The 18,452-nt window shown below is 73.0% G+C and carries 19 protein-coding genes and 1 pseudogene; 12 read left to right on the top strand and 8 right to left on the bottom strand.

Going from position 1 to position 18,452, the window contains the following annotated elements; genetic code table 11:
• Together GA0070558_RS32795 and GA0070558_RS33375 are read left to right on the top strand one after the other, a co-directional pair.
• Positions 1-148, top strand: a pseudogene (locus GA0070558_RS32795) (IS701 family transposase); the annotation flags it as partial.
• 5 nt (positions 149-153) lie between these two features.
• The gene (locus GA0070558_RS33375) at positions 154-306 is read left to right on the top strand and encodes a hypothetical protein (RefSeq protein WP_176734187.1); all 153 of its coding nucleotides are present in this window, start codon (positions 154-156) and stop codon (positions 304-306) included.
• 22 nt (positions 307-328) lie between these two features.
• Here GA0070558_RS33375 and GA0070558_RS11730 read toward each other — a convergent pair whose 3' ends face one another.
• Genes GA0070558_RS11730 through GA0070558_RS11720 form a run of 3 tightly spaced genes read right to left on the bottom strand, consistent with a single transcriptional unit; the run spans position 329 to position 2,549 of the window.
• Positions 329-646, bottom strand: coding sequence for a cysteine hydrolase family protein (locus GA0070558_RS11730; protein ID WP_256091882.1), 318 nt, complete (start codon positions 644-646; stop codon positions 329-331).
• Positions 647-653: 7 nt separating this feature from the next.
• On the bottom strand, positions 654-1,373 hold the full coding sequence (locus tag GA0070558_RS11725; RefSeq protein ID WP_091278404.1) for a 5-formyltetrahydrofolate cyclo-ligase: 720 nt from the start codon (positions 1,371-1,373) through the stop codon (positions 654-656).
• 9 nt (positions 1,374-1,382) lie between these two features.
• Positions 1,383-2,549, bottom strand: a complete 1,167-nt coding sequence (locus GA0070558_RS11720; protein WP_176734186.1) for a helix-turn-helix transcriptional regulator — start codon at positions 2,547-2,549, stop codon at positions 1,383-1,385.
• A 275-nt stretch (positions 2,550-2,824) separates the two neighbouring features.
• Between GA0070558_RS11720 and GA0070558_RS11715 the strand changes: the two genes are divergently transcribed.
• From GA0070558_RS11715 to GA0070558_RS11700, 4 genes are all read left to right on the top strand, one after another.
• The gene (locus GA0070558_RS11715; protein WP_256091885.1) at positions 2,825-3,184 is read left to right on the top strand and encodes a globin family protein; all 360 of its coding nucleotides are present in this window, start codon (positions 2,825-2,827) and stop codon (positions 3,182-3,184) included.
• Positions 3,181-4,254 carry a ferredoxin reductase domain-containing protein gene (locus tag GA0070558_RS34860; RefSeq protein WP_091278400.1) on the top strand — a complete coding sequence of 358 codons (1,074 nt, stop codon included), beginning with the start codon at positions 3,181-3,183 and terminating at the stop codon, positions 4,252-4,254. Before GA0070558_RS11715 ends, GA0070558_RS34860 begins: the two co-directional genes overlap by 4 nt.
• A 22-nt stretch (positions 4,255-4,276) precedes the next feature.
• Positions 4,277-4,792 (top strand): helix-turn-helix domain-containing protein, encoded by a 516-nt coding sequence (locus tag GA0070558_RS11705; RefSeq protein WP_141722204.1) that lies wholly within the window; start codon positions 4,277-4,279, stop codon positions 4,790-4,792.
• Positions 4,793-5,013: 221 nt separating this feature from the next.
• Complete coding sequence (locus tag GA0070558_RS11700) at positions 5,014-5,364, top strand: DUF2203 domain-containing protein (protein WP_043967223.1); 351 nt, start codon at positions 5,014-5,016, stop codon at positions 5,362-5,364.
• A 7-nt stretch (positions 5,365-5,371) separates the two neighbouring features.
• Here GA0070558_RS11700 and GA0070558_RS11695 read toward each other — a convergent pair whose 3' ends face one another.
• A complete protein-coding gene (locus GA0070558_RS11695; protein WP_043967225.1) occupies positions 5,372-6,319 on the bottom strand; it encodes a threonine ammonia-lyase in 948 nt (315 codons plus the stop codon).
• An 89-nt stretch (positions 6,320-6,408) separates the two neighbouring features.
• A complete protein-coding gene (locus GA0070558_RS11690; protein ID WP_176734185.1) occupies positions 6,409-7,242 on the bottom strand; it encodes an exonuclease domain-containing protein in 834 nt (277 codons plus the stop codon).
• 222 nt (positions 7,243-7,464) lie between these two features.
• Between GA0070558_RS11690 and GA0070558_RS11685 the strand changes: the two genes are divergently transcribed.
• The 5 genes from GA0070558_RS11685 (at position 7,465) to GA0070558_RS11665 (ending at position 13,484) form a co-directional block, all read left to right on the top strand.
• A complete protein-coding gene (locus GA0070558_RS11685; RefSeq protein ID WP_077939020.1) occupies positions 7,465-8,268 on the top strand; it encodes an SGNH/GDSL hydrolase family protein in 804 nt (267 codons plus the stop codon).
• A gap of 308 nt (positions 8,269-8,576) precedes the next feature.
• Positions 8,577-10,211, top strand: coding sequence for a glycosyl hydrolase family 18 protein (locus GA0070558_RS11680; RefSeq protein ID WP_091278390.1), 1,635 nt, complete (start codon positions 8,577-8,579; stop codon positions 10,209-10,211).
• A 201-nt stretch (positions 10,212-10,412) separates the two neighbouring features.
• On the top strand, positions 10,413-10,901 hold the full coding sequence (locus tag GA0070558_RS11675) for a hypothetical protein (RefSeq protein ID WP_256091881.1): 489 nt from the start codon (positions 10,413-10,415) through the stop codon (positions 10,899-10,901).
• Between the two features lie 91 nt (positions 10,902-10,992).
• Positions 10,993-12,399, top strand: a complete 1,407-nt coding sequence (locus GA0070558_RS11670) for a class II 3-deoxy-7-phosphoheptulonate synthase (RefSeq protein WP_091278388.1) — start codon at positions 10,993-10,995, stop codon at positions 12,397-12,399.
• 50 nt (positions 12,400-12,449) lie between these two features.
• On the top strand, positions 12,450-13,484 hold the full coding sequence (locus GA0070558_RS11665; RefSeq protein ID WP_091278448.1) for a threonine aldolase family protein: 1,035 nt from the start codon (positions 12,450-12,452) through the stop codon (positions 13,482-13,484).
• A 22-nt stretch (positions 13,485-13,506) separates the two neighbouring features.
• Here the strand turns inward: GA0070558_RS11665 and GA0070558_RS11660 are convergent, their stop codons facing one another.
• Together GA0070558_RS11660 and pknB are read right to left on the bottom strand one after the other, a co-directional pair.
• Complete coding sequence (locus GA0070558_RS11660; protein ID WP_091278386.1) at positions 13,507-14,376, bottom strand: deoxyribonuclease IV; 870 nt, start codon at positions 14,374-14,376, stop codon at positions 13,507-13,509.
• Positions 14,373-16,358 carry a Stk1 family PASTA domain-containing Ser/Thr kinase gene (gene pknB / locus GA0070558_RS11655; RefSeq protein ID WP_091278384.1) on the bottom strand — a complete coding sequence of 662 codons (1,986 nt, stop codon included), beginning with the start codon at positions 16,356-16,358 and terminating at the stop codon, positions 14,373-14,375. The genes GA0070558_RS11660 and pknB overlap by 4 nt, the downstream gene beginning before the upstream one ends.
• A gap of 177 nt (positions 16,359-16,535) precedes the next feature.
• Between pknB and GA0070558_RS11650 the strand changes: the two genes are divergently transcribed.
• Positions 16,536-16,928, top strand: coding sequence for an Rv2175c family DNA-binding protein (locus tag GA0070558_RS11650; protein ID WP_043969299.1), 393 nt, complete (start codon positions 16,536-16,538; stop codon positions 16,926-16,928).
• A gap of 82 nt (positions 16,929-17,010) precedes the next feature.
• On the opposite strand, the gene GA0070558_RS11645 is transcribed toward GA0070558_RS11650, so the two are convergent.
• Positions 17,011-18,093 (bottom strand): polyprenyl synthetase family protein, encoded by a 1,083-nt coding sequence (locus GA0070558_RS11645; RefSeq protein WP_077939027.1) that lies wholly within the window; start codon positions 18,091-18,093, stop codon positions 17,011-17,013.
• Positions 18,094-18,452 lie beyond the last annotated feature (359 nt).

The following is an 18,452-nucleotide window of genomic DNA, read 5'->3' as shown; positions in this document are numbered from 1 at the left end:
CGAGGTCGGCCTGGACCAGTACCAGGTCCGCCGCTACGACGCCTGGTACGGCCACATCACCCTGGCCATGGCCGCCGCCGCGTTCCTCGTCGTCACCCGCGCCGTTGAAGCCGAAAAGGGGGCGCCACGGGCAGCGAGGGCAGCCTGATCCCGTTGAGCAGCAACGAGATCCGCCGCCTGCTCGGCAAACTCGTCCTCATCGGACGCACCGTGGCCGATCACGTGCTGCACTGGTCAACCTGGCGCCGCCGCCGTCAGGAACAAGCCCGAGCCGCCCACTACCGCAAACGACTCGAACCACCATAAGTCACGACCCGCCGTTGCAGTACTAGGCGGCGATGTCCGCTCCCTCGCTCGGGAAGTACGAGTAGATGCGCTTGTCGAGAACGGCACGCGCCCGAGCAACGTGCGGCTGCAACTTGGGCACGATCTCCGTCTCCGGCGCGTGCTGCATCTTTGACCAGTGGATCAGCCTCTCGAAGGGGCTGCCCGGGTAATTGTGGTAGCGGGTGAAGACGACCGGGCGGCCCGTGGCCTCCCACCGCTCGACCAGTTCCACGACCTTGGGGATGACGTGCCGGCTCTGGTCGTTGATGAAGCCGTTCTGCATGTCGATGACGATCAACGCCTTCTGCGTGCTGATCATGCCGGCCTCATCCCGACGCCGCTGATGCCTTGAGGACTGGGATGGCGTCGATCTTCTGGGCGCTGAGGCTGTCCCAGTAGATGCCGGTCGGGCGCTGCCGTCGCCGGCACTTGATCACCTCATCCGGGGTAATGATCAGATCGAGGCCGAAGTCGTGCGACGACTCGGGGAGTGGCCCGTCGACGATCTGCAATGGATGGACCGTCGTCGCGAGGATGGTGGACGGGCCGACCAGGCCCGCCTCGGTGAGCAGCCCGACTTCGATGTCTGAATAGCCTGCGCCCTTCCCGATCCGCACGCCGTCACGGTTGACCGCGACGCTGCCGCACACCACCAGATCCACCGGCCGCATCTCGCTGATGCCCACCTTCGGCGCGTGGTCCGCCGCGCCGCTGCCAGTCGCGACGTTGGCGGGTGCTGCGTCGAGATTGGCGGGATCGAGCAGATAGAAGGGCCGGATATCGGCGATCTTCGGCACCGCCATGTAGAGGAGCTTGCCGTCGGCAAGCGCCCGTAGCCTCACGGGCAGTTGGGCCTTGTCCGGGTTGGACTTGACGACGCCGGCGCTACGCCACGCATCATGCTGTGCGAGCCGTTCGGCGGCCAGCTCGGCTCCGACGAAGTCGGGGATGCGCCCGTGAGCGCCGGGGGGAAGCGCCTGCCCAGCCTGCTCCAGCCGTGACCATACGGCTTCGCGCACCTCGCGTTTTGCCTTCTCAGTGTTCATGCGCTCTCCTCAGGACGACATCAGCGCGAGCGTCCGGTCCGTGACTTCCTGGACGTCCGGCCGGTCTCGCCATGGTCGCAGCTCACGGCTGGCGGCAAACAGGACGTTGACCGCACCGCCGCCGCGAGTTTCCTCGATTGCGTCGATCACCTGGTGCAGCATCTCGGTTGCGCCGTCAAGGTCGCGCTGCCGAAGGTGAGCCAACGCGAGATTGCCGAGGACGATGGCATGCGACTTCCGGCGCTCCTGGATGCCAGGGGGAACGCCTTCGAGCAGAGACTGAGCACGCTTGGGCTCGCCGAGGCGGAGGTAGCAGGAGCCGGCCAGCCGGTTGAGTTGCCCGGCTGAGGTGGGGTCGGTTGCCCGGTCATCACCATCCATGCGGGCCAGGTGACTCTCCGCTTGGCTGAGGGCTCGTTCGCAGGCCGAGCGTTCGCCCATCATCGCGTTGGCCTCGCCGACATGCAGCAGGGCAACGGCGGACAGGGTGTGGTCACCGAAGCGGGAGGCGAGTTGGGCGGCCTGAGCTGCTTGAGCGAGACCACTCTTCGGATCACCCTCGCTGTAGAGCGCTATGAAACCTCGGCGAAGTCGCGCCTGCGCTTCGGCCTCGGCATCGTTGTTCTGCATCGCGGCATGTGTCGCCTGGTCGTAGTAGTTCAGCGCAGCCTGGGCGTTCCTCCGCTGCGACGCGTCCCAGACGAGTTGGCCCATGAAGATCGAGGCTGCCGCTTCGACGCCGCGCAGGGCGCGGCGGACGGCCTCGCCGGTGGCGTGTGCGCGCAGAAGGTTCACCTCGCTGTGCAGTCGGCTTGCATCCGGCAGGATCGCGACGGAAGGGCTGGCGTCGTAGCTGTCGATCAGCCGAGCAAGTTCCTGCCGCAGGTGTGTGACAGCGGCAAGGTCCGTTGTTTGGGGGTTCTTCAACGCGGCGAACAGCCGGTCGCCGCGCTGCGTTCGAGCAGGGCCAACGTCGGCGAACAACTCACTCAGTTCGTCCGGTGAGACCCTGAGCGCATCGGCGAGCCGTGGCCGGGCCCATGGCTGCGGCTCCGACTCGGCGCGTTCCCACCGAACGACGGTGGTGCGGTCGACGCCAAGCTTCTCCGCGAGGCTCTCCTGGGTGTAGCCGACCGTCTTTCGTCGCTGGGCCAAGCGGTGTCGCCTCAGGGCCATCACGGCACCTTCCATTGCGGAACGTGATTGAGCGGTACTACACAGTTACTCCCCTCGGTGATCGTGATGCAACACCTCTGCGCATGTTTCGCCAAGTTGCTGCCCTGGGGTGGATTCGTCGTGGTCGGAAGGGTGGACGCATGGCCCGGGGCGGGTGCTGGCTCCGGTGGGGTGCGGCCCCCAGCGCATCCGCCGTCCCCGCCCGCCCCGGTGCCGTCTCACCTCGCGATCCCGACGGAAGGACTCTCCACGCCAACGATGCCGAGCACTTGGCGGTGGTCGTGACCGGGCTCGGGCCGTACCCCGTGGAAGCGCTCGGGTCGGCGGGGGTGCGCGACGCGGTGGCCCGCTGGCTGCGGCTGGTGGCGGCGGACGCCGAGCTGGCGCCGTACCTGATCGGGGTCGATCGGGCCCGGCTCGCCGGGCACCTGGCGCTGACGCTCACGGTGGCGCTCGGCGGGCCGGCGGGCGACATCGCGCGGCCGGCGGCCGGGGCGTGGCGCGGCCTGGGCCTGACCGAGGAGCAGCACCGCCGCGTGGTCGATTATCTGGCCGGGGTGCTGTGGGCGCTCGACGTGCCGGCCGGCGCGGTGGACGCGGCCCGGCGGGCCTTCGCCGACGAGGCCGGCGCGTGACCGCCGCCCTGGCCGCGTCGTGGTCCACCCTGCTGCGGCACGTCCGCGTGGCGGCCGACGGCTTCTGGCGCGCGGTCGAGGAGCGCTGCCCGGGGCGGCTGCCGGCGAGGGAAGCAGCCGTGTTCCTCGCCGCGCTGGGGCGGCTGGCCTCCGGCGGCGACGACCCGGCCGGGCGGGCGGCGCTGCTGGCCGTGCTCGGCCACGCCTACCGCCGCCATCGCCTGCTGCCGCACCAGCATGCCGTGGAGGCCGCGCTCGCCGCCACCGTCGCCCGACACGTGCCCGGCCCGCCGGAGCTGGCGGCGGCCTGGGCGCAGGCCGCGCGGCGGGCGTCGGCGGCGGTGACCCGCGCGGCCGAACGGGCCGGCGGCGGCCCGGCCTGGTGGCCGGCGCAGGTCGTCGGCCACGACCGGCCCGTCGAGGGCGTCGCGATCCTGACCGTACGCCCCTGGCGACGCCTGCCCTTCCGACCCGGCCAGGCGGTGCCGGTCTGCACCGAGCGCTGGCCCGGCCGGTGGCGCTGGTACTCCCCGGCCAACGCCCCGCGCCCCGACGGCACCGTGGAGCTGCACGTCCGGGCGGTCGCGGCCGTCTCCCGCGCCCTGGTCCACGCGGTACGCCCCGGCGACCCGCTCTGGCTCGGCCCGCCGCGCGACGTCGGGCTGGGCCTGGACCCGGCCTCGCGGGCGGACCTGCTGCTGGTGGCCGGCGGCACCGGGCTCGCGCCGCTGCGTGTCCTCGTCGAGCAGGTCGCCGCAGCCCCGGCCGGGCGGCGGGTGACCCTGGTCGTCGGCGCGCGTGCCTTCGCAGACCTCTACGACTCGGTCAGCCTCGACAAGCTCCAGCGCGCCCACGACTGGCTGACCCTGGTGCCGGCGTTGTCACACGACCCGCTCGCCGGGGCGGGGGAGCGGGGCGACGCGCTGACCGTGGCCCTGGACCACTACCGGCCGGGGCAGGAGGTCCACCTGTGCGGGCCGCCGCCGATGCTGGCCGGGTCGCGGCTGCGGCTGCTCGCCGCCGGGGTCCCGGCCGAGCGCATCCATCTGCCGACCGAGCCTGTTGCCTAACCTTATCGTTTTTTTCGTTTTGGTGGGTATCGTGGTGACGGGATCGACGATGTCGGAGGATCTTGTGACGGTGGTACCCGCAGGCGGATCGGCGCCCAACGGTGACGAGCTGCGACGCTTCGCCCGGCGGTCGCTACGGGGGCGGCGGCTGCAACTGATCGTCGACGGCGGAGAACCGGTCGACGTGCCGTCCGTGGTGGGCGAGGCCCTTGCCGAAGTGGTGTCGATCCTGGGCCGGGGGCGGCCGGTGCGGGTGATGGCGGAGAACGTCGAGCTGTCGACCGGGGAGGCCGCCGCGATCCTGGGCGTGACCCGCCCGACGGTGGTCAAGCTGATGAACGATGGCGTGCTGCCCTACACCCGCCCCAATTCCAGCCGCCGGGTCGCGTTGCACGACGTGCTGGCCTACAAGGAACGCCGGTCGAGAGCGCGCCGTGAGGCGCTGGACGAGTTGACGGCGGACGCGATCGACATGGGCGTCTACGACGAGGCGATCCGGCGCGGCCGTCAGCCTTCGGACGACCAACCCGACGAGTGACCGCCCGCTGATGATCGTTGCCGTGCTGGACGCCTGTGTCCTTGTGCCCAGCGTCCCGGCCGAAGCTCAGTGTGGACGACGTCCTGAACGGCCTGGCCGGTTGCCGGGCGATCAGGTTCGCGCACCGGGTCCCCCGTTACCTCGCCGAAGGCGGTTAGACCCGAGCATTCCCACCATCGACACCCCTGCGCGAGAGGAGGCCCGTGCCCCATACTGGCGCGGTGTTCACCCTCGCCCAGGCGCGTCACCTCGTGGCCACCCTGCAACCGCGCATCGACGAGTTGATCCGGCTCCGCGCCGACCTCGCCGAGCTGCGCGCCGACCTCGCCGACGGCGGGCTGAGTCCGCTCGGCGGCCTCGCCGAGGTCAAGGGTCTGGAGGCCCGCCTGCACGGCGTCGTGGACGAGCTGCACGAGCACGACATCCAGGTCAAGGGCATCGCCCCGGTGCTGCTGGACTTCCCCGGCGAGCGGGGTGGCCGCCCGGTGCTGTGGTGCTGGCTGGAGGGCGACTCCGACGTGCGCTGGTACCACCGCGTCGAGTGCGGCTTCGCCGGCCGCCGCCGGGTGTGAAGGAGGGTCAGCGCAGGGTGGCCAGCGCCGCCGGTGAGACGTTGCCGCCGCTGAGCACCAGCACCACGCGGGTGCACGACGCGGCACTGACCAGGCCGGTGCGCAGCGCCGCGTAGGTGACGGCGGCGGACGGCTCGACCAGGAGCTTCGTGGCGTCCAGCAGCTCCCACCACGCGCCCCAGATCGCGTCCTCGGCGACCTCCACCACGTCGTCCACCAGGGCCTGGATGTGGGCCAGGGTGTGCCGGCCGGCGAAGGGGGCGGCCAGCCCGTCCGCCATCGACCGTGGCGGCGTGGCCGGGGCCGCGCCCCCGGTGCGCAGGGCGTGCCCGACGGCGTTGGCGGTGGCCGGCTCCACCCCGACGATCCGCGCGGTCGGTGCCGCCGCCCGTACCGCCGCCGCCACGCCGCTGATCAGCCCACCGCCGCCCACCGGCACCAGGACCAGCCCCGGCGGCGGGCCGTCGGCCAGGATCTCCCGGCCGATGGTGGCCTGGCCGGCGATGACGTCCGGGTCGTCGAACGGCGGCAGCAGGTGGTATCCGCGTTCCGCCGCGATGGCCTCGCAGGTGCCGAGCAGGTCGTCGGTGAGCACGACCTCCCCGCCGTACCGGCGGACCGCCTCGATCTTGGTCGGCACCGCGTGCGGCGGCATGCACACCACGGTGGGCAGGGCGTACGCCTGGCCGGCGTACGCCACGGCCATCGCGTGGTTGCCGGCCGAGAAGGCCGCCAGGCCGGCCGGTCGGCCGGCGCGTTCGGTGAGCGCGAGCAGCGCGTTGAGCACCCCGCGGGTCTTGAAGCTGCCGGTGTGCTGCAGGTTCTCCGCCTTGACCCACAGGTCGAGGCCGTACTCGTCGCCGATGTGCGTGCAGGCCAGCAGCGGGGTGCGGACGACCCGCCCGCCGATCCGCCGCTGCGCCGCCGTGATGTCGTCCGCGCTCACCAACTGCACACGGCGCAGCCTAGCCGCCACCGCACACCGTCTCACGCCCCCGCGCTCACCACGGGGCACGGCCGGGCCGCACCGTGCCCCGGCCGGGGTCAGTCGCGCGGCGTCGTCTCCAGCGGCCACTGGGTGCTGACCGTCCTGTCGATGCCCCGCCGGTCGAAGGAGAGCTGGAGGCCCCGGGCCTGCTCGGCGTGCCAGTCGACCTGCGCCCGGTGCAGCGCGTCCGGCCGCATCCGGGCGACGGCCTCGTGCCGGGCGGCGATCGACCGGGCCAGCTCGGCGGCTGCCCGGGCGTCGCTGGCCGCGTCGTGGGCGTTGTCGAGCGTGACCTCGTAGTACCGGCACAGGTCGCCGAGCTGCCGGCGGCCGTACCACCGGGGTTCGACCTGCTGGTGCAGCACGGACGGGTCGATGACGACGGCCCGGTCCCAGTCGATGGCCGGCAGGCCGTGCCGGGCCAGCTCGGTGTGCAGGGCCGTCACGTCGTACGGGGCGCAGAAGGCCACCAGCGGCGTGGAGTCGGCGATCAGCTTGGCCACCGCCGTGCCCAGCTCCGCGAGCGCCTCGCGGGCCGGCCGGCCGTCGGCGCGCACCCGCTCGTCGGTGATGCCGTGCCGGGCCGTCGCGTCGGCGGGGATCGGCACGCCCGGGTCGACGAGCCACTCCTGCGCCGTGCCGTCGGAGTGCACCAGGGCCGCGGAGACGATCCGCGTCTCCATCGGATCGGGCAGGGTGCCCTCCAGGTCGAAGCCGACGACCGGCAGGTCGTGCCAGCCGCCGTGGCGTCCGACGGGCGGCGCGACCCGGGCCGGCACGCACCCGTCGTGGTACGTGTTCCAGACCCCGTTGGCGCTGGCGCGCCGGCCGGCGCCGGCCTCCACCGGGGCGTGGCAGGTGGCGCAGCGCCCGGCGTACTTGTTGATCATCGAGTTGTCTCCTGTGGGGTGTCGACGAACAGGAGACGATCTTCGGGTACGCGCCCGGCGGGCGGCCCGCCGCACACGCCGACGAACGGGCGGATCCGCGGCCCTTGTGGACGGCCACCGCCCCCTAGCGACCACCCCTGTTAGGGATCGGTGATCTTCCATTTACCGTGCATTCGGTGGTATCTATCTCTGACTACCACTTCCCACCCCCAGGAGTGCGACGTGCGGAGATCCCGTCTCGTTACCCTCGCCGTGAGCCTCGCGGCGTCCATCGGCGCCACGCTCACGCTGGCCGTCCCCGCCCAGGCGGCGCCCACCGACCGCTACGTCGCCCTCGGCGACTCGTACGCCTCCGGCGTCGGCGCCGGCAGCTACACCTCGGAGAGCGGGAGCTGCCAGCGCAGCACCAACGCGTATCCGGCGCTCTACAACGCCAACATCAAGCCCGCGTCGTACAAGTCGGTGGCCTGCTCCGGGGCGACCACCACGGACGTGATCAACAACCAGCTCTCCGCGCTGTCGTCGACCACCACGCTGGTCAGCGTCACCATCGGCGGCAACGACGTCGGCTTCGCCAACATCATGACCACCTGCGTGCTCTACGGCGAGAGCCAGTGCGTGGCCGCCGTGCAGGCCGCCGAGGACAAGGCGCGCGCCGAGCTGTCCGGCAAGCTCGCGAAGGTCTACAGCGGAATCAGGTCCAAGGCCCCGTCGGCGCGGGTGGTGGTGGTCGGCTACCCGGTCTTCTACCAGCTCGGCACGGTCTGCGTCGGCCTGAGCGCGAACTCGCGGGCGAAGATCAACGAGGGCATCAACCTGGTCGACGACATCACCCGCAGCGCCGCGAACTCGGCCGGCTTCACGTTCGCCGACGTCCGCTCCATCTTCGTCGGGCACCAGCTGTGCAGCTACGGCGAGAAGTGGCTGCACGCGCTCAACTTCGCCAGCATCGGCATCTCGTACCACCCGACGGCGGCCGGCCAGTCCGGCGGCTACTACCCGGTGTTCCGCTCCGCCGCCGGCTGAGCCCGGCGAGTCACCTGTCCCTGCTCTGACCCCGGCGCGCCCGGGGCGGCTTCCTGCCGCCCCGGGCGCCTCCGTGTCCGCGCCTCCGGTGGGACGGGGTGATCGACTCCATGTCGGCGACATGGGGGCATCCGAGTGGCGGGGACCCCGCCACGTCGGCGACACGGAGTCGATCAACGGGCGGGGGCGGCCCGTCACCGCCCGCTATCCGGTGATCGACGCATGTGCATCTTGACGAACTGATGACGGCGTGAGTAGCGTCTCACCATCCTTTTGGAAAGTTTCCTAACTGTTTGGGGAGCCGCCACATGAAGAGATCGCTCCGCCGGGTCCTCTGGGCCGGTGCCGTGGTCGCGGTGACCGTCGCGGTGGTCCCGGTGACCTCGGCGTTCGGCGCGGGGAGTGTGACCGCCACGTTTGCCAAGGCGCAGGACTGGGGGACCGGCCACGAGACCCGGGTAACCGTCACCAACGGCTCCGCCGCCAGCGTCAGCACCTGGCGCATCGAGTTCGACCTGCCCGCCGGCACCACCATCAGCAGCGCCTGGGACGCCGACGTCACCAGCAGCGGCAACCACTGGGTCGCGGTGAAGAAGAGCTGGGCCGGCCCGCTCGCCCCCGGGGCGACCTTCAGCTGGGGCTACAACGGCACCGGGGCCTACCAGGCGCCGCTGAACTGCACCATCAACGGCGCGCCGTGCGGCGGAGGGACCACCCCCACCACCGCCCCGCCGACGACCGCACCCCCCACGACCGCGCCGCCGACGACCGCACCCCCCACGACCGCGCCGCCCACCACGCCGCCACCGACCACGACCCCGCCCACCGGCGGCAAGAAGGTCGTCGGCTACTTCGCCGAATGGGGCGTCTACGGTCGCAACTACCACGTCAAGAACATCCACACCAGCGGCTCCGCCGCGAAGCTCACCCACATCCTGTACGCCTTCGGCAACACCACCGGCGGCCGCTGCGCCATCGGTGACAGCTACGCCGACTACGAGAAGGCGTACACGGCGGCCGACAGCGTCGACGGCGTCGCCGACACCTGGGACCAGCCGCTGCGCGGCAGCTTCAACCAGCTGCGCAAGCTGAAGAAGATGTACCCGCACCTCAAGGTTATCTGGTCCTTCGGCGGCTGGACCTGGTCGGGCGGCTTCACCCAGGCCGCGCAGAACCCGGCCGCGTTCGCCGAGAGCTGCTACAACCTGGTCGAGGACCCGCGCTGGGCCGACGTCTTCGACGGCATCGACGTCGACTGGGAGTACCCGAACGCCTGCGGCCTCACCTGCGACACCAGCGGCCCGAACGCCTTCAAGAACGTGATCTCCGCGCTGCGGTCGAAGTTCGGCTCCTCGGCCCTGGTCACCGCCGCCATCACCGCCGACGGCAGCAACGGCGGCAAGATCGACGCCACCGACTACGCCGGGGCGATCGGCAACCTCAACTGGCTCATGCCGATGACGTACGACTACTTCGGCGCCTTCAACGCGCAGGGCCCCACCGCCCCGCACTCCCCGCTCTACTCCTACACCGGCATCCCGCAGGCGGGCTTCAACTCCGACGCCGCGATCCAGAAGCTCAAGGGCAAGGGGATCCCGGCCGACAAGCTGCTGCTCGGCATCGGCTTCTACGGCCGGGGCTGGACCGGGGTGACCCAGTCCGCGCCGGGCGGCTCCGCCACCGGGGCGGCGCCGGGCACCTACGAGGCCGGCATCGAGGACTACAAGGTGCTCAAGAACACCTGCCCGGCCACGGGCACGGTCGGCGGCACCGCGTACGCCAAGTGCGGCAGCAACTGGTGGAGCTACGACACCCCGTCGACCATCGGCGGCAAGATGACGTACGCGAAGAACCAGGGCCTCGGCGGCGCGTTCTTCTGGGAACTGTCCGGCGACACCACCAACGGCGAGCTGATCGGCGCGATCCGCGGCGGCCTCGGCTGAGGCAAGGAAGGGCCCCCTGTTAACGCATTCTGCATAGCAGGGGTCCCCTGCTAACACCCCGGGCCCGGGAACCGTCCGCACGGCGGTTTCCGGGCTCGGGCGCGCGTGGGCGCGGCCCGGCGTGGGCGTGGCGCGGGGGTGATGTGTCAGACTCGCCCATCGGCGGCGTCCCCGGTGTGCCGGGGCCGAGGGGAGGGACGGATGGGCGTGACGAACACCAGGGTGGCCACCAGGGCGGCGCTGGTCGCGACACTCGCGGTCCTCCCGTTCGCCCTGCTCGGCTGCGGCAGCGACGACGAGGACGCCGCCCAGCAGCCCGGCCGGGCGCCCGCCGAGGAGGCGACCGCGAAGTCGCGGGAGCGGGTCCAGGCGTACCTCGACGCGATGATCGCCAAGGACGTGGCCGCAGGGCGCGGCCAGCTCTGCGCCCCCGCCCAGGCGGCCTTCGACGCCGCCGCGACCGGCCCGAACGGCGACTTCGCCGACCACTTCACCGTGACCGGGGCGACGATCACCGACGTCCGCGCGGGCGCGGGCGGGCAGGAGGTCAGCACGGAGATCACCGTGACCGCCGGCTCCCGCGAGGCCACCCGGCCGCTGCTGTTCACCGTCACCCGCAGCGGCGCCGACTGGTGCGTGGCGCGCGAGGCGCCGGGCGGGAACACCCCGGAGCCGTCGGTCACCCCCTGATCACGCCGCGGGTCGGCGTTGATCTTCCAACTGCCGGAAACCGTCCCCCTCGCCCGTCGGGTGCCCGGGCGGTCGCCGTACGCTTTCCGTCATGCGCCATGAGTGGCATCAGCTGAGCCATCCCGCCGTGGGCAGCCCCGGCCTGCAGACCAGCCGCCCGACCGTCGACTCCGCCGAGGACGCCGCCCTCGGCCTCGACCGCTGGCGGGAGCTGCCCCGCGCGCAGGTCCCGCCGTGGCCCGACCAGGCCCAGGTCGCCGAGGTCTGCAAGGTGCTCGACACCGTGCCGTCGGTCGTCGCGCCGTACGAGGTCGACCAGCTGCGGCGCAAGCTCGCCCTGGTCTGCGAGGGCAAGGCGTTCCTGCTCCAGGGCGGCGACTGCGCCGAGACCTTCGCCGACAACACCGAGAGCCACCTGCTGGCCAACGCCCGCACCCTGCTCCAGATGGCGATCGTGCTCACCTACGGCGCGTCCCTGCCGGTGGTCAAGGTCGCCCGGGTCGCTGGGCAATACACCAAGCCCCGGTCGCTGCCGACCGACGCCCGCGGGCTGCCGGCCTACCGCGGCGACCTGATCAACTCGCTGGAGGCCACGCCGGAGGCCCGAGTCGCCGACCCGCAGCGCATGATCCGGGCGTACGCGAACTCGGCCGCCGCGATGAACATGCTCCGGGCGTACCTGGCCGGCGGGCTGGCCGACCTGCACGCGGTGCACGACTGGAACAAGGGCTTCGTCAAGAACTCCCCGGCCGGCGAGCGCTACGAGGCGATCGCCCGGGAGATCGACCGGGCCATCGCGTTCATCCAGGCCTGCGGGATGACCGAGGACGACGCGCTGCGCACGGTCACCCTCTACTGCTCCCACGAGGCCCTGGCGCTGGAATACGACCGGGCGCTCACCCGGGTCTCCGGCACCAAGGCGTACGGGCTGTCCGGGCACTTCCTGTGGATCGGCGAGCGCACCCGGCAGATCGACGGGGCGCACATCGACTTCATCTCCCGCATCGCCAACCCGATCGGCGTGAAGCTCGGCCCGACCACCACCCCCGACGAGGCGATCGAGCTCTGCGAGAAGCTCAACCCGGAAAACATCCCCGGCCGGCTGACGCTGATCAGCCGGATGGGCAACCACAAGGTCCGCGACACCCTGCCGCCGATCGTGGCGAAGGTCACCGCCGCCGGCGCCAAGGTGGTCTGGCAGTGCGACCCGATGCACGGCAACACCCACGAGTCCTCCAACGGCTACAAGACGCGGCACTTCGACCGCATCGTCGACGAGGTGCTCGGCTACTTCGAGGTGCACCGGGGGCTGGAGACCCACCCGGGCGGCCTGCACGTCGAGCTGACCGGCGAGGACGTCACCGAGTGCCTCGGCGGCGCGCAGGGCATCGAGGACCTGGACCTGCCCGACCGGTACGAGACCGCCTGCGACCCCCGGCTGAACACCCAGCAGTCGCTGGAGTTGGCGTTCCTCGTGGCGGAGATGCTCCGTGGCTGACGCGAGGAGTGAGCTTGCGAGCCCCGCAGTCGGCGGCCGGAGGCGGCACGGTGGCTGATCAGCAGGTTGTCGACCTGCGGTCGGACACCGTGACCCGGCCCACCGCCGGGATGCGGGAGGCGATGGCCGCCGCCGAGGTCGGCGACGACGTCTACGGCGAGGACCCGACGGTCAACGCCCTGGAGGCCGAGGTCGCCGCGCTGTTCGGGCACGAGGCGGCGCTGTTCGCCCCGACCGGGTCGATGGCCAACCAGATCGCCCTGCAACTGGTGGTGCCACCGGGCGACGAGCTGCTCTGCGACGCCGACGCGCACGTGGTGACGTACGAGATCGGCGCGGCGGCGGCGTACGGCGGGATCTCGTCGCGGACGTGGCCGGCGGCCGGCGCGGGCCTCGACCCCGGCGTGGTCGCCGGGATGGTCCGGCCGGACGGCTACTTCGCGGTGCCGACGCGGGCGATCGCGGTCGAGCAGACCCACAACCGGGGTGGCGGCGGGGTGATCCCCCTGGCCACGCTGCGCGAGCTGCGCCGGGTCGCCGACGCCGACGGCCTCGCGCTGCACTGCGACGGGGCCCGGATCTGGCACGCCCACGTGGCCGACCGGGTGCCTCTGGCGGAGTACGGCGCGCTGTTCGACACCCTGTCCGTCTGCCTGTCCAAGGGCCTCGGCGCGCCGGTCGGCTCGCTGGTGGTGGGCAGCGCGGAGCGGATCGGGCGGGCGCGGACGATCCGGAAGCGGATGGGCGGCGGGATGCGCCAGGCCGGGGTGCTCGCCGCCGCCGGCCGGTACGCCCTCGCGCACCACGTCGAGCGGCTCGCCCACGACCACGCGAAGGCCGCCCGCCTGGCGGAGGCGCTCGCCCCGTTCGGGGTGCTCGCGTCGCCGGTGCGCACGAACCTGGTCCCGCTCGACCTGACGAAGACCGATCTGGACGCGCGGGGCCTGGCCGCCGCGGCCCGCGCCGAGGGGGTGCTGATCTCGGTGCTCGGCCCGCGCCTCGCCCGCCTGGTCACCCATCTCGACGTCGACGACGACGCGGTCGACCTCGCCGCCACTGTCCTGGCGGCGATCCTGCGCCACTGACCGCCCGCCCCCAGGGCGGGGGTCAGGGGTGTAGGCGCTTGAGGGTGGCGATGTCGGTGGCGTGGCCCTCGTGCTTCTCCGTCGGGGTCTCCACCACGATCGGGATGCCGGCCGTGGCGGGGTGGGTCATCAGCTCGGCGAACGCTGGCTCGCCGATGCTGCCCTTGCCGATGTTCTCGTGCCGGTCCCGGGTCGAGCCGCACAGGTCCTTCGAGTCGTTGGCGTGCACCAGCCGCAGCCGGTCGGGCCCCACCGTGGCCACCAGCGTGTCCAGGCAGGCCGTCATCCCGCCCTCGGCGGCCAGGTCGTGCCCGGCGGCCCAGGCGTGGCAGGTGTCGAAGCAGACGCCCAGGCCGGGGTGGCGGTCCACCGCGTCGAGGTAGGGGCCGAGGTGCTCCACCCGGGAGGCCAGGGACCGGCCGCCGCCCGCGCTCGGCTCCACCAGCAGCAGCGGGCCGTCCGTGGCCGTGGTCTCGTCGAGCAGGGGCAGCAGCGCCTCGCGCACCTGGCGCAGGGCTGCGTCGGCGTGCCCGGCGTCGACGGCGCTGCCGGCGTGGAAGACCACGCCCCGGGCGCCGATCGCCCGCCCCCGGCGCAGCGCGTGGGCCAGGGTCTGCGCGGACCGCTCGACCGTGGCCGGGGTGGGTGAGCCCAGGTTCACCAGCAGGGACGCGTGGATGAACACGGGCACCCCGCGCGCGGCGCAGCCGTCGCGGAACAGCGCGTCCTGGGCCGGGTCGCCTGCCGGCAGCGCCCAGCCCCGGGAGTTGGACACGTAGACCTGGACGGCCTCGGAGGCGGCGGCGTCGACGTACGGCAGGGCGGCCTTGGCCAGCCCGCCCGAGGTGGGGGTGTGCGAGCCGACCGGTCGGCGGGGCGCGGGGGTGCTCACAGGCAGCCGATCGTGACCGGGGTGCCGGGCGGCACCTGCGAGTTCTCGCCCGGGTTCTGGAACCGGACGGTGCCGTTGGGGTTGAACTGCACGTTCACCGGCAGGCCCTGGCTTTCCAGCTGCTGCTTGGCCTGCTGGCAGGGCAGGTCGACGACCCGGGGCACGACGACCTGCGGCGGCCCCTCGCTGACGTCGAGCTTGACCTGGGCGCCCTTCTCCACGCCGGTGCTGCTGGCGGGGCTCTGCCCGAGGATCTCGTCGCGCGGCTTGTCCGACTTCTTGTAGGTCTCCACCGGGACCAGGCCGAGCTGGGCCAGGGCGGCGCGGGCCTCGCCGAGGTTCTTGCCGACCAGGTTGGGCACCGAGATCGGCGCCTTGCCCTTGCTGAGGATGACGGTGACCTTCGCGCCGGGCTTCACCTCGGTGCCGACCTTCGGGTCGGTGGCCACCACGACGCCCTCGGGCAGGTTGTCGTCGTAGCGGGAGCCGCCCTTGGCCACCACCAGCTCGGCGTTGGTCAGGTCCGCCTCGGCCAGCTCGAAGTCCTTGCCGACCACGTCGGGCACCGGCAGCCGCTCCGGGCCCCGGGACAGGGTGAGGGTGATCGTGCCGCCCTTGACGATCCGGGCCGCCGAGGCCGGGTCCTGCGTCAGGACGGCGTCGCGGGGGACCTTCTCGTCGTAGCGGGGCTCGGCGTAGCGCAGCACGAATCCGCCCCGGCCGGCCTGCCCCTCCGCCTCGGCCTTGGTGAGGCCGACCAGCTCCGGGGCGACCGTGTACCGGCCCATCCCGAACCACCAGCCGGTGAGCGCGACGACCAGGCCGAGCACCACCAGGGCCGCGAGGACGCCTTTGCGGCCGCGCGGGTCGCCCATGATCTGCGTACGCAGCGCGGCGAGCCGCGCCAGCGGCCCCTCGGGCTCGGGGGTGGCCCGCCGCCGGTGCGGGCGCTGTGGTTCGGGCTCGGGCAGCCGCGCCCAGGCGGGCCGCTGGGCCGGGCGGACCGCCGCGACCGCCATGGTCGGCTGCGCCATCGCGCTGGTCTCGTCGGTCACCGGGCGCAGCACGGCGGTGTGCGTGTTGGCGTTGCCCAGGTCGTCGCGGGCCACCTGGACCTCGGCCAGCAGGGCGCCGGCGTCGGTGGGGCGCGCGCCCGGGTCGCGGCGGGTGGCCCGGGCGACCAGGTCGTCGAGCACCCGGGGCAGGCCGGGCACCAGCGTCGACGGGGCCGGCACGTCCCGGTCGACGTGCTGCCAGGCGACGTCCACCGGGCGGTCGCCGTCGTAGGGGACCCGGCCGGTGAGCATCTCGAACAGCACGATGCCGGCCGAGTAGACGTCGGTGCGGGTGTCGGAGCGGCCGTCGGTGACCAGCTCCGGCGCGACGTACGCCACGGTGGCCATGAGCTGGTTGCCCGGCTCCTCCTCGGAGCTGGCCTCCACGGCCCGGGCCAGCCCGAAGTCGGCGACCTTGACGACGCTGTCGACCAGGTTCGCCACGCCGCCGGTGGGGGCCTCGGCGACCAGCACGTTCTCGGGCTTGACGTCGCGGTGGACCAGGCCGGCGCGGTGGGCGGCGGCGATCGCGGCGAGCATCTGTTCCATGATCGCTAGCGCCTCGTCGGGGTTGAGCCGGCGGCGCTCGGCGAGCACGTCGCGCAGGGTGCGGCCCCGCACGTACTCCATGACCAGGTACGGCAGGCCGGCGTGGGTGCCCTGGTCGTAGACCGCCACCACGTTCGGGTGGGTCAGCCGGGCGATGGTCTTCGCCTCGTCGGTGAAGCGCGCCAGGAACCCGGCCATCCGGGCCCGCGCCTCGGTGGCCTGGGTCGGGTGGATGATCTTGACTGCGACGGTGCGCTCCAGGCGCTCGTCGGTGGCGGTGTACACGGTCGCCATGCCGCCACGGGCCACGCGACCGCGAATGCGGTAGCGCCCGTCGAGCAGCGAGCCCAGCAACGTGTCGGCGACCTGTGTGTCCATCGGCAGGCAGTCTATGTCTCCGGAGGGTGGAGGTTGCACCGGATGCTACAGCCGGATGGCCGGGTGCCCCCCGCGCCGCGCGCGTGGGACCGGTTCCGGAGCCCCCGCCGGCCCCTCGCCTGCGGGGCGAGGGGGGTGCCGCGCGCCGTCCGGGCGGGGGCGTGGCAGGGTGATCGGGTGACCGACTCCGTACCCTCCGGCCAGGCCGCCTCCGGCGCAGACCTCGCCGGCCCGAGCGACCCGGCCGGCTGGCTGGCCCTGCCGGACGTCGCCGAGCGCCTCGACCTGTCGATCAGCAAGGTCCACCAGATGATCCGGGACCGCGAGCTGCTCGCCGTGCGCCGCGACGGCGTGCGTCGGGTGCCCGCCGACCTGGTGGCCAACCGCACCGTGCTCAAGCACCTGCCCGGCGTGCTCACCCTGCTCGCCGACGCCGGTTACGACGACGAGGCGGCGTTGCGCTGGCTCTACGAGCCCGACGACACCCTCTCCGGCGGCACCCCGGCGGCGACGCTCGGCGGCGACCACGCCCGCGAGGTCAAGCGCCGCGCCCAGGCCCTCGGCTTCTGACCGGTTCCGGCCGACCTCCGCACCCGGCCGGACCAGGGCCGGGCCGCGTGGCGGAGGTCGGCCGGCCGGGGTGGCGGGCGGGTCAGTCGGTGCGGCGGGTGGCGGCGATGGCGAGGTCCACCAGCGCCTGCCGGGCCTCGGTCTCCAGGTCGACGGCCGACAGCGCGGCGAGCGCCGTCTCGGTCAGCGCCGCGATCCGCTCCTCGGTGCGGGCCAGCGCGCCGGTCGAGGTGATCAGCTCGCGCAGCCGGGCCACCCCGTCGGCGTCCAGCTCCGGATCGCCGAGCCGCCCGAGCAGCAGCGCGCGGCCCGCGTCGTCGCTTGCCGCCACGGCCGCCGCCACGAGGTACGTCCGCTTGCCCTCGCGCAGGTCGTCGCCGGCCGGCTTGCCGGTCTGCGCCGGGTCGCCGAACACCCCGAGCACGTCGTCGCGGAGCTGGAACGCCTCGCCCAGCGGCAGCCCGTACGCCGAGTAGGCCGCCCGCACGTGGGCGGGCGCGTCGGCGAGCGCCGCGCCCAGCAGCAGCGGACGCTCGACGGTGTACTTGGCCGACTTGTACCGGGCGACCTTGCCCGCGCGCTCCACCGACGTGTCGCCGGTGGCCTGCGTCAGCACGTCGAGGTACTGCCCGACGGTGACCTCGGTGCGCATCTCGTCGAAGACGGGCCGGGCCCGGGCGACGATCCGCGGGTCCAGCCCGGCGGAGTGCAGCAGCTCGTCGGACCAGACGAGGCAGAGGTCGCCGAGCAGGATCGCCGCCGCGTCGCCGAAGCCGTCGGCGTCGCCGCCCCAGCCGGCCCCCCGGTGCCGGGCGGCGAACCGCCGGTGCACCGCCGGCTCGCCGCGCCGGGTGTCCGAACGGTCCATCAGGTCGTCGTGGATCAGCGCGCTGGCCTGCACGAACTCCAGCGCGGCCAGGGCGGTCACCACCTGGTCGGCGTCGCCGCCCCCCGCCCCCCGGAACCCCCAGTACGCGAACGCGGGGCGCAGCCGCTTGCCGCCGCCCAGCACGAACGCCTCGATCGCCTCGGCCACCGGCACCAGGGCCTCGTCGACGGCCGTCAGCCAGGTGCGCTGGCCGGCCAGGAACCCGGCGAGGGCCTTGTCGACCCGCTGACGCAGGCCGGCGCGGTCGACGGGGGATACGGGAGCTGCGTGAGTCACGCCCCGACGCTAGCGGGTCGCCCGGTGAGCTGCGCATCGGCGGTGCATGGCGTGTCACCGGCCGCTCGGGCCGGCGAGGTGGGGACGTCCGGGTGACGGGACACCGCCGGGTCGGCGGCCCGGAGCCGATCCCGCCGGGTGGGCGCGTCGCCGACGGTGCGTGACGCTCGCTCAGGTATCGAACATTACGACTTGACGAACGGCGTGTTATCGCTCACAGTCGATGGTCAAGGACGACGACGCCCACGGCTGCCGGGCAAGCCCGCTTCGTTGGTCTTGGATTGGCGTGCGCCAGGCCTGCGTACGTGATGTTAGCGCTCACATCATCGACGCGCGCGGCCGTCCCCGCGCTGCCCATC

This window comes from Micromonospora haikouensis (genome assembly GCF_900091595.1).
Taxonomy (GTDB): domain Bacteria; phylum Actinomycetota; class Actinomycetes; order Mycobacteriales; family Micromonosporaceae; genus Micromonospora; species Micromonospora haikouensis.
This window is presented reverse-complemented; position numbering and strand designations above follow the sequence as displayed.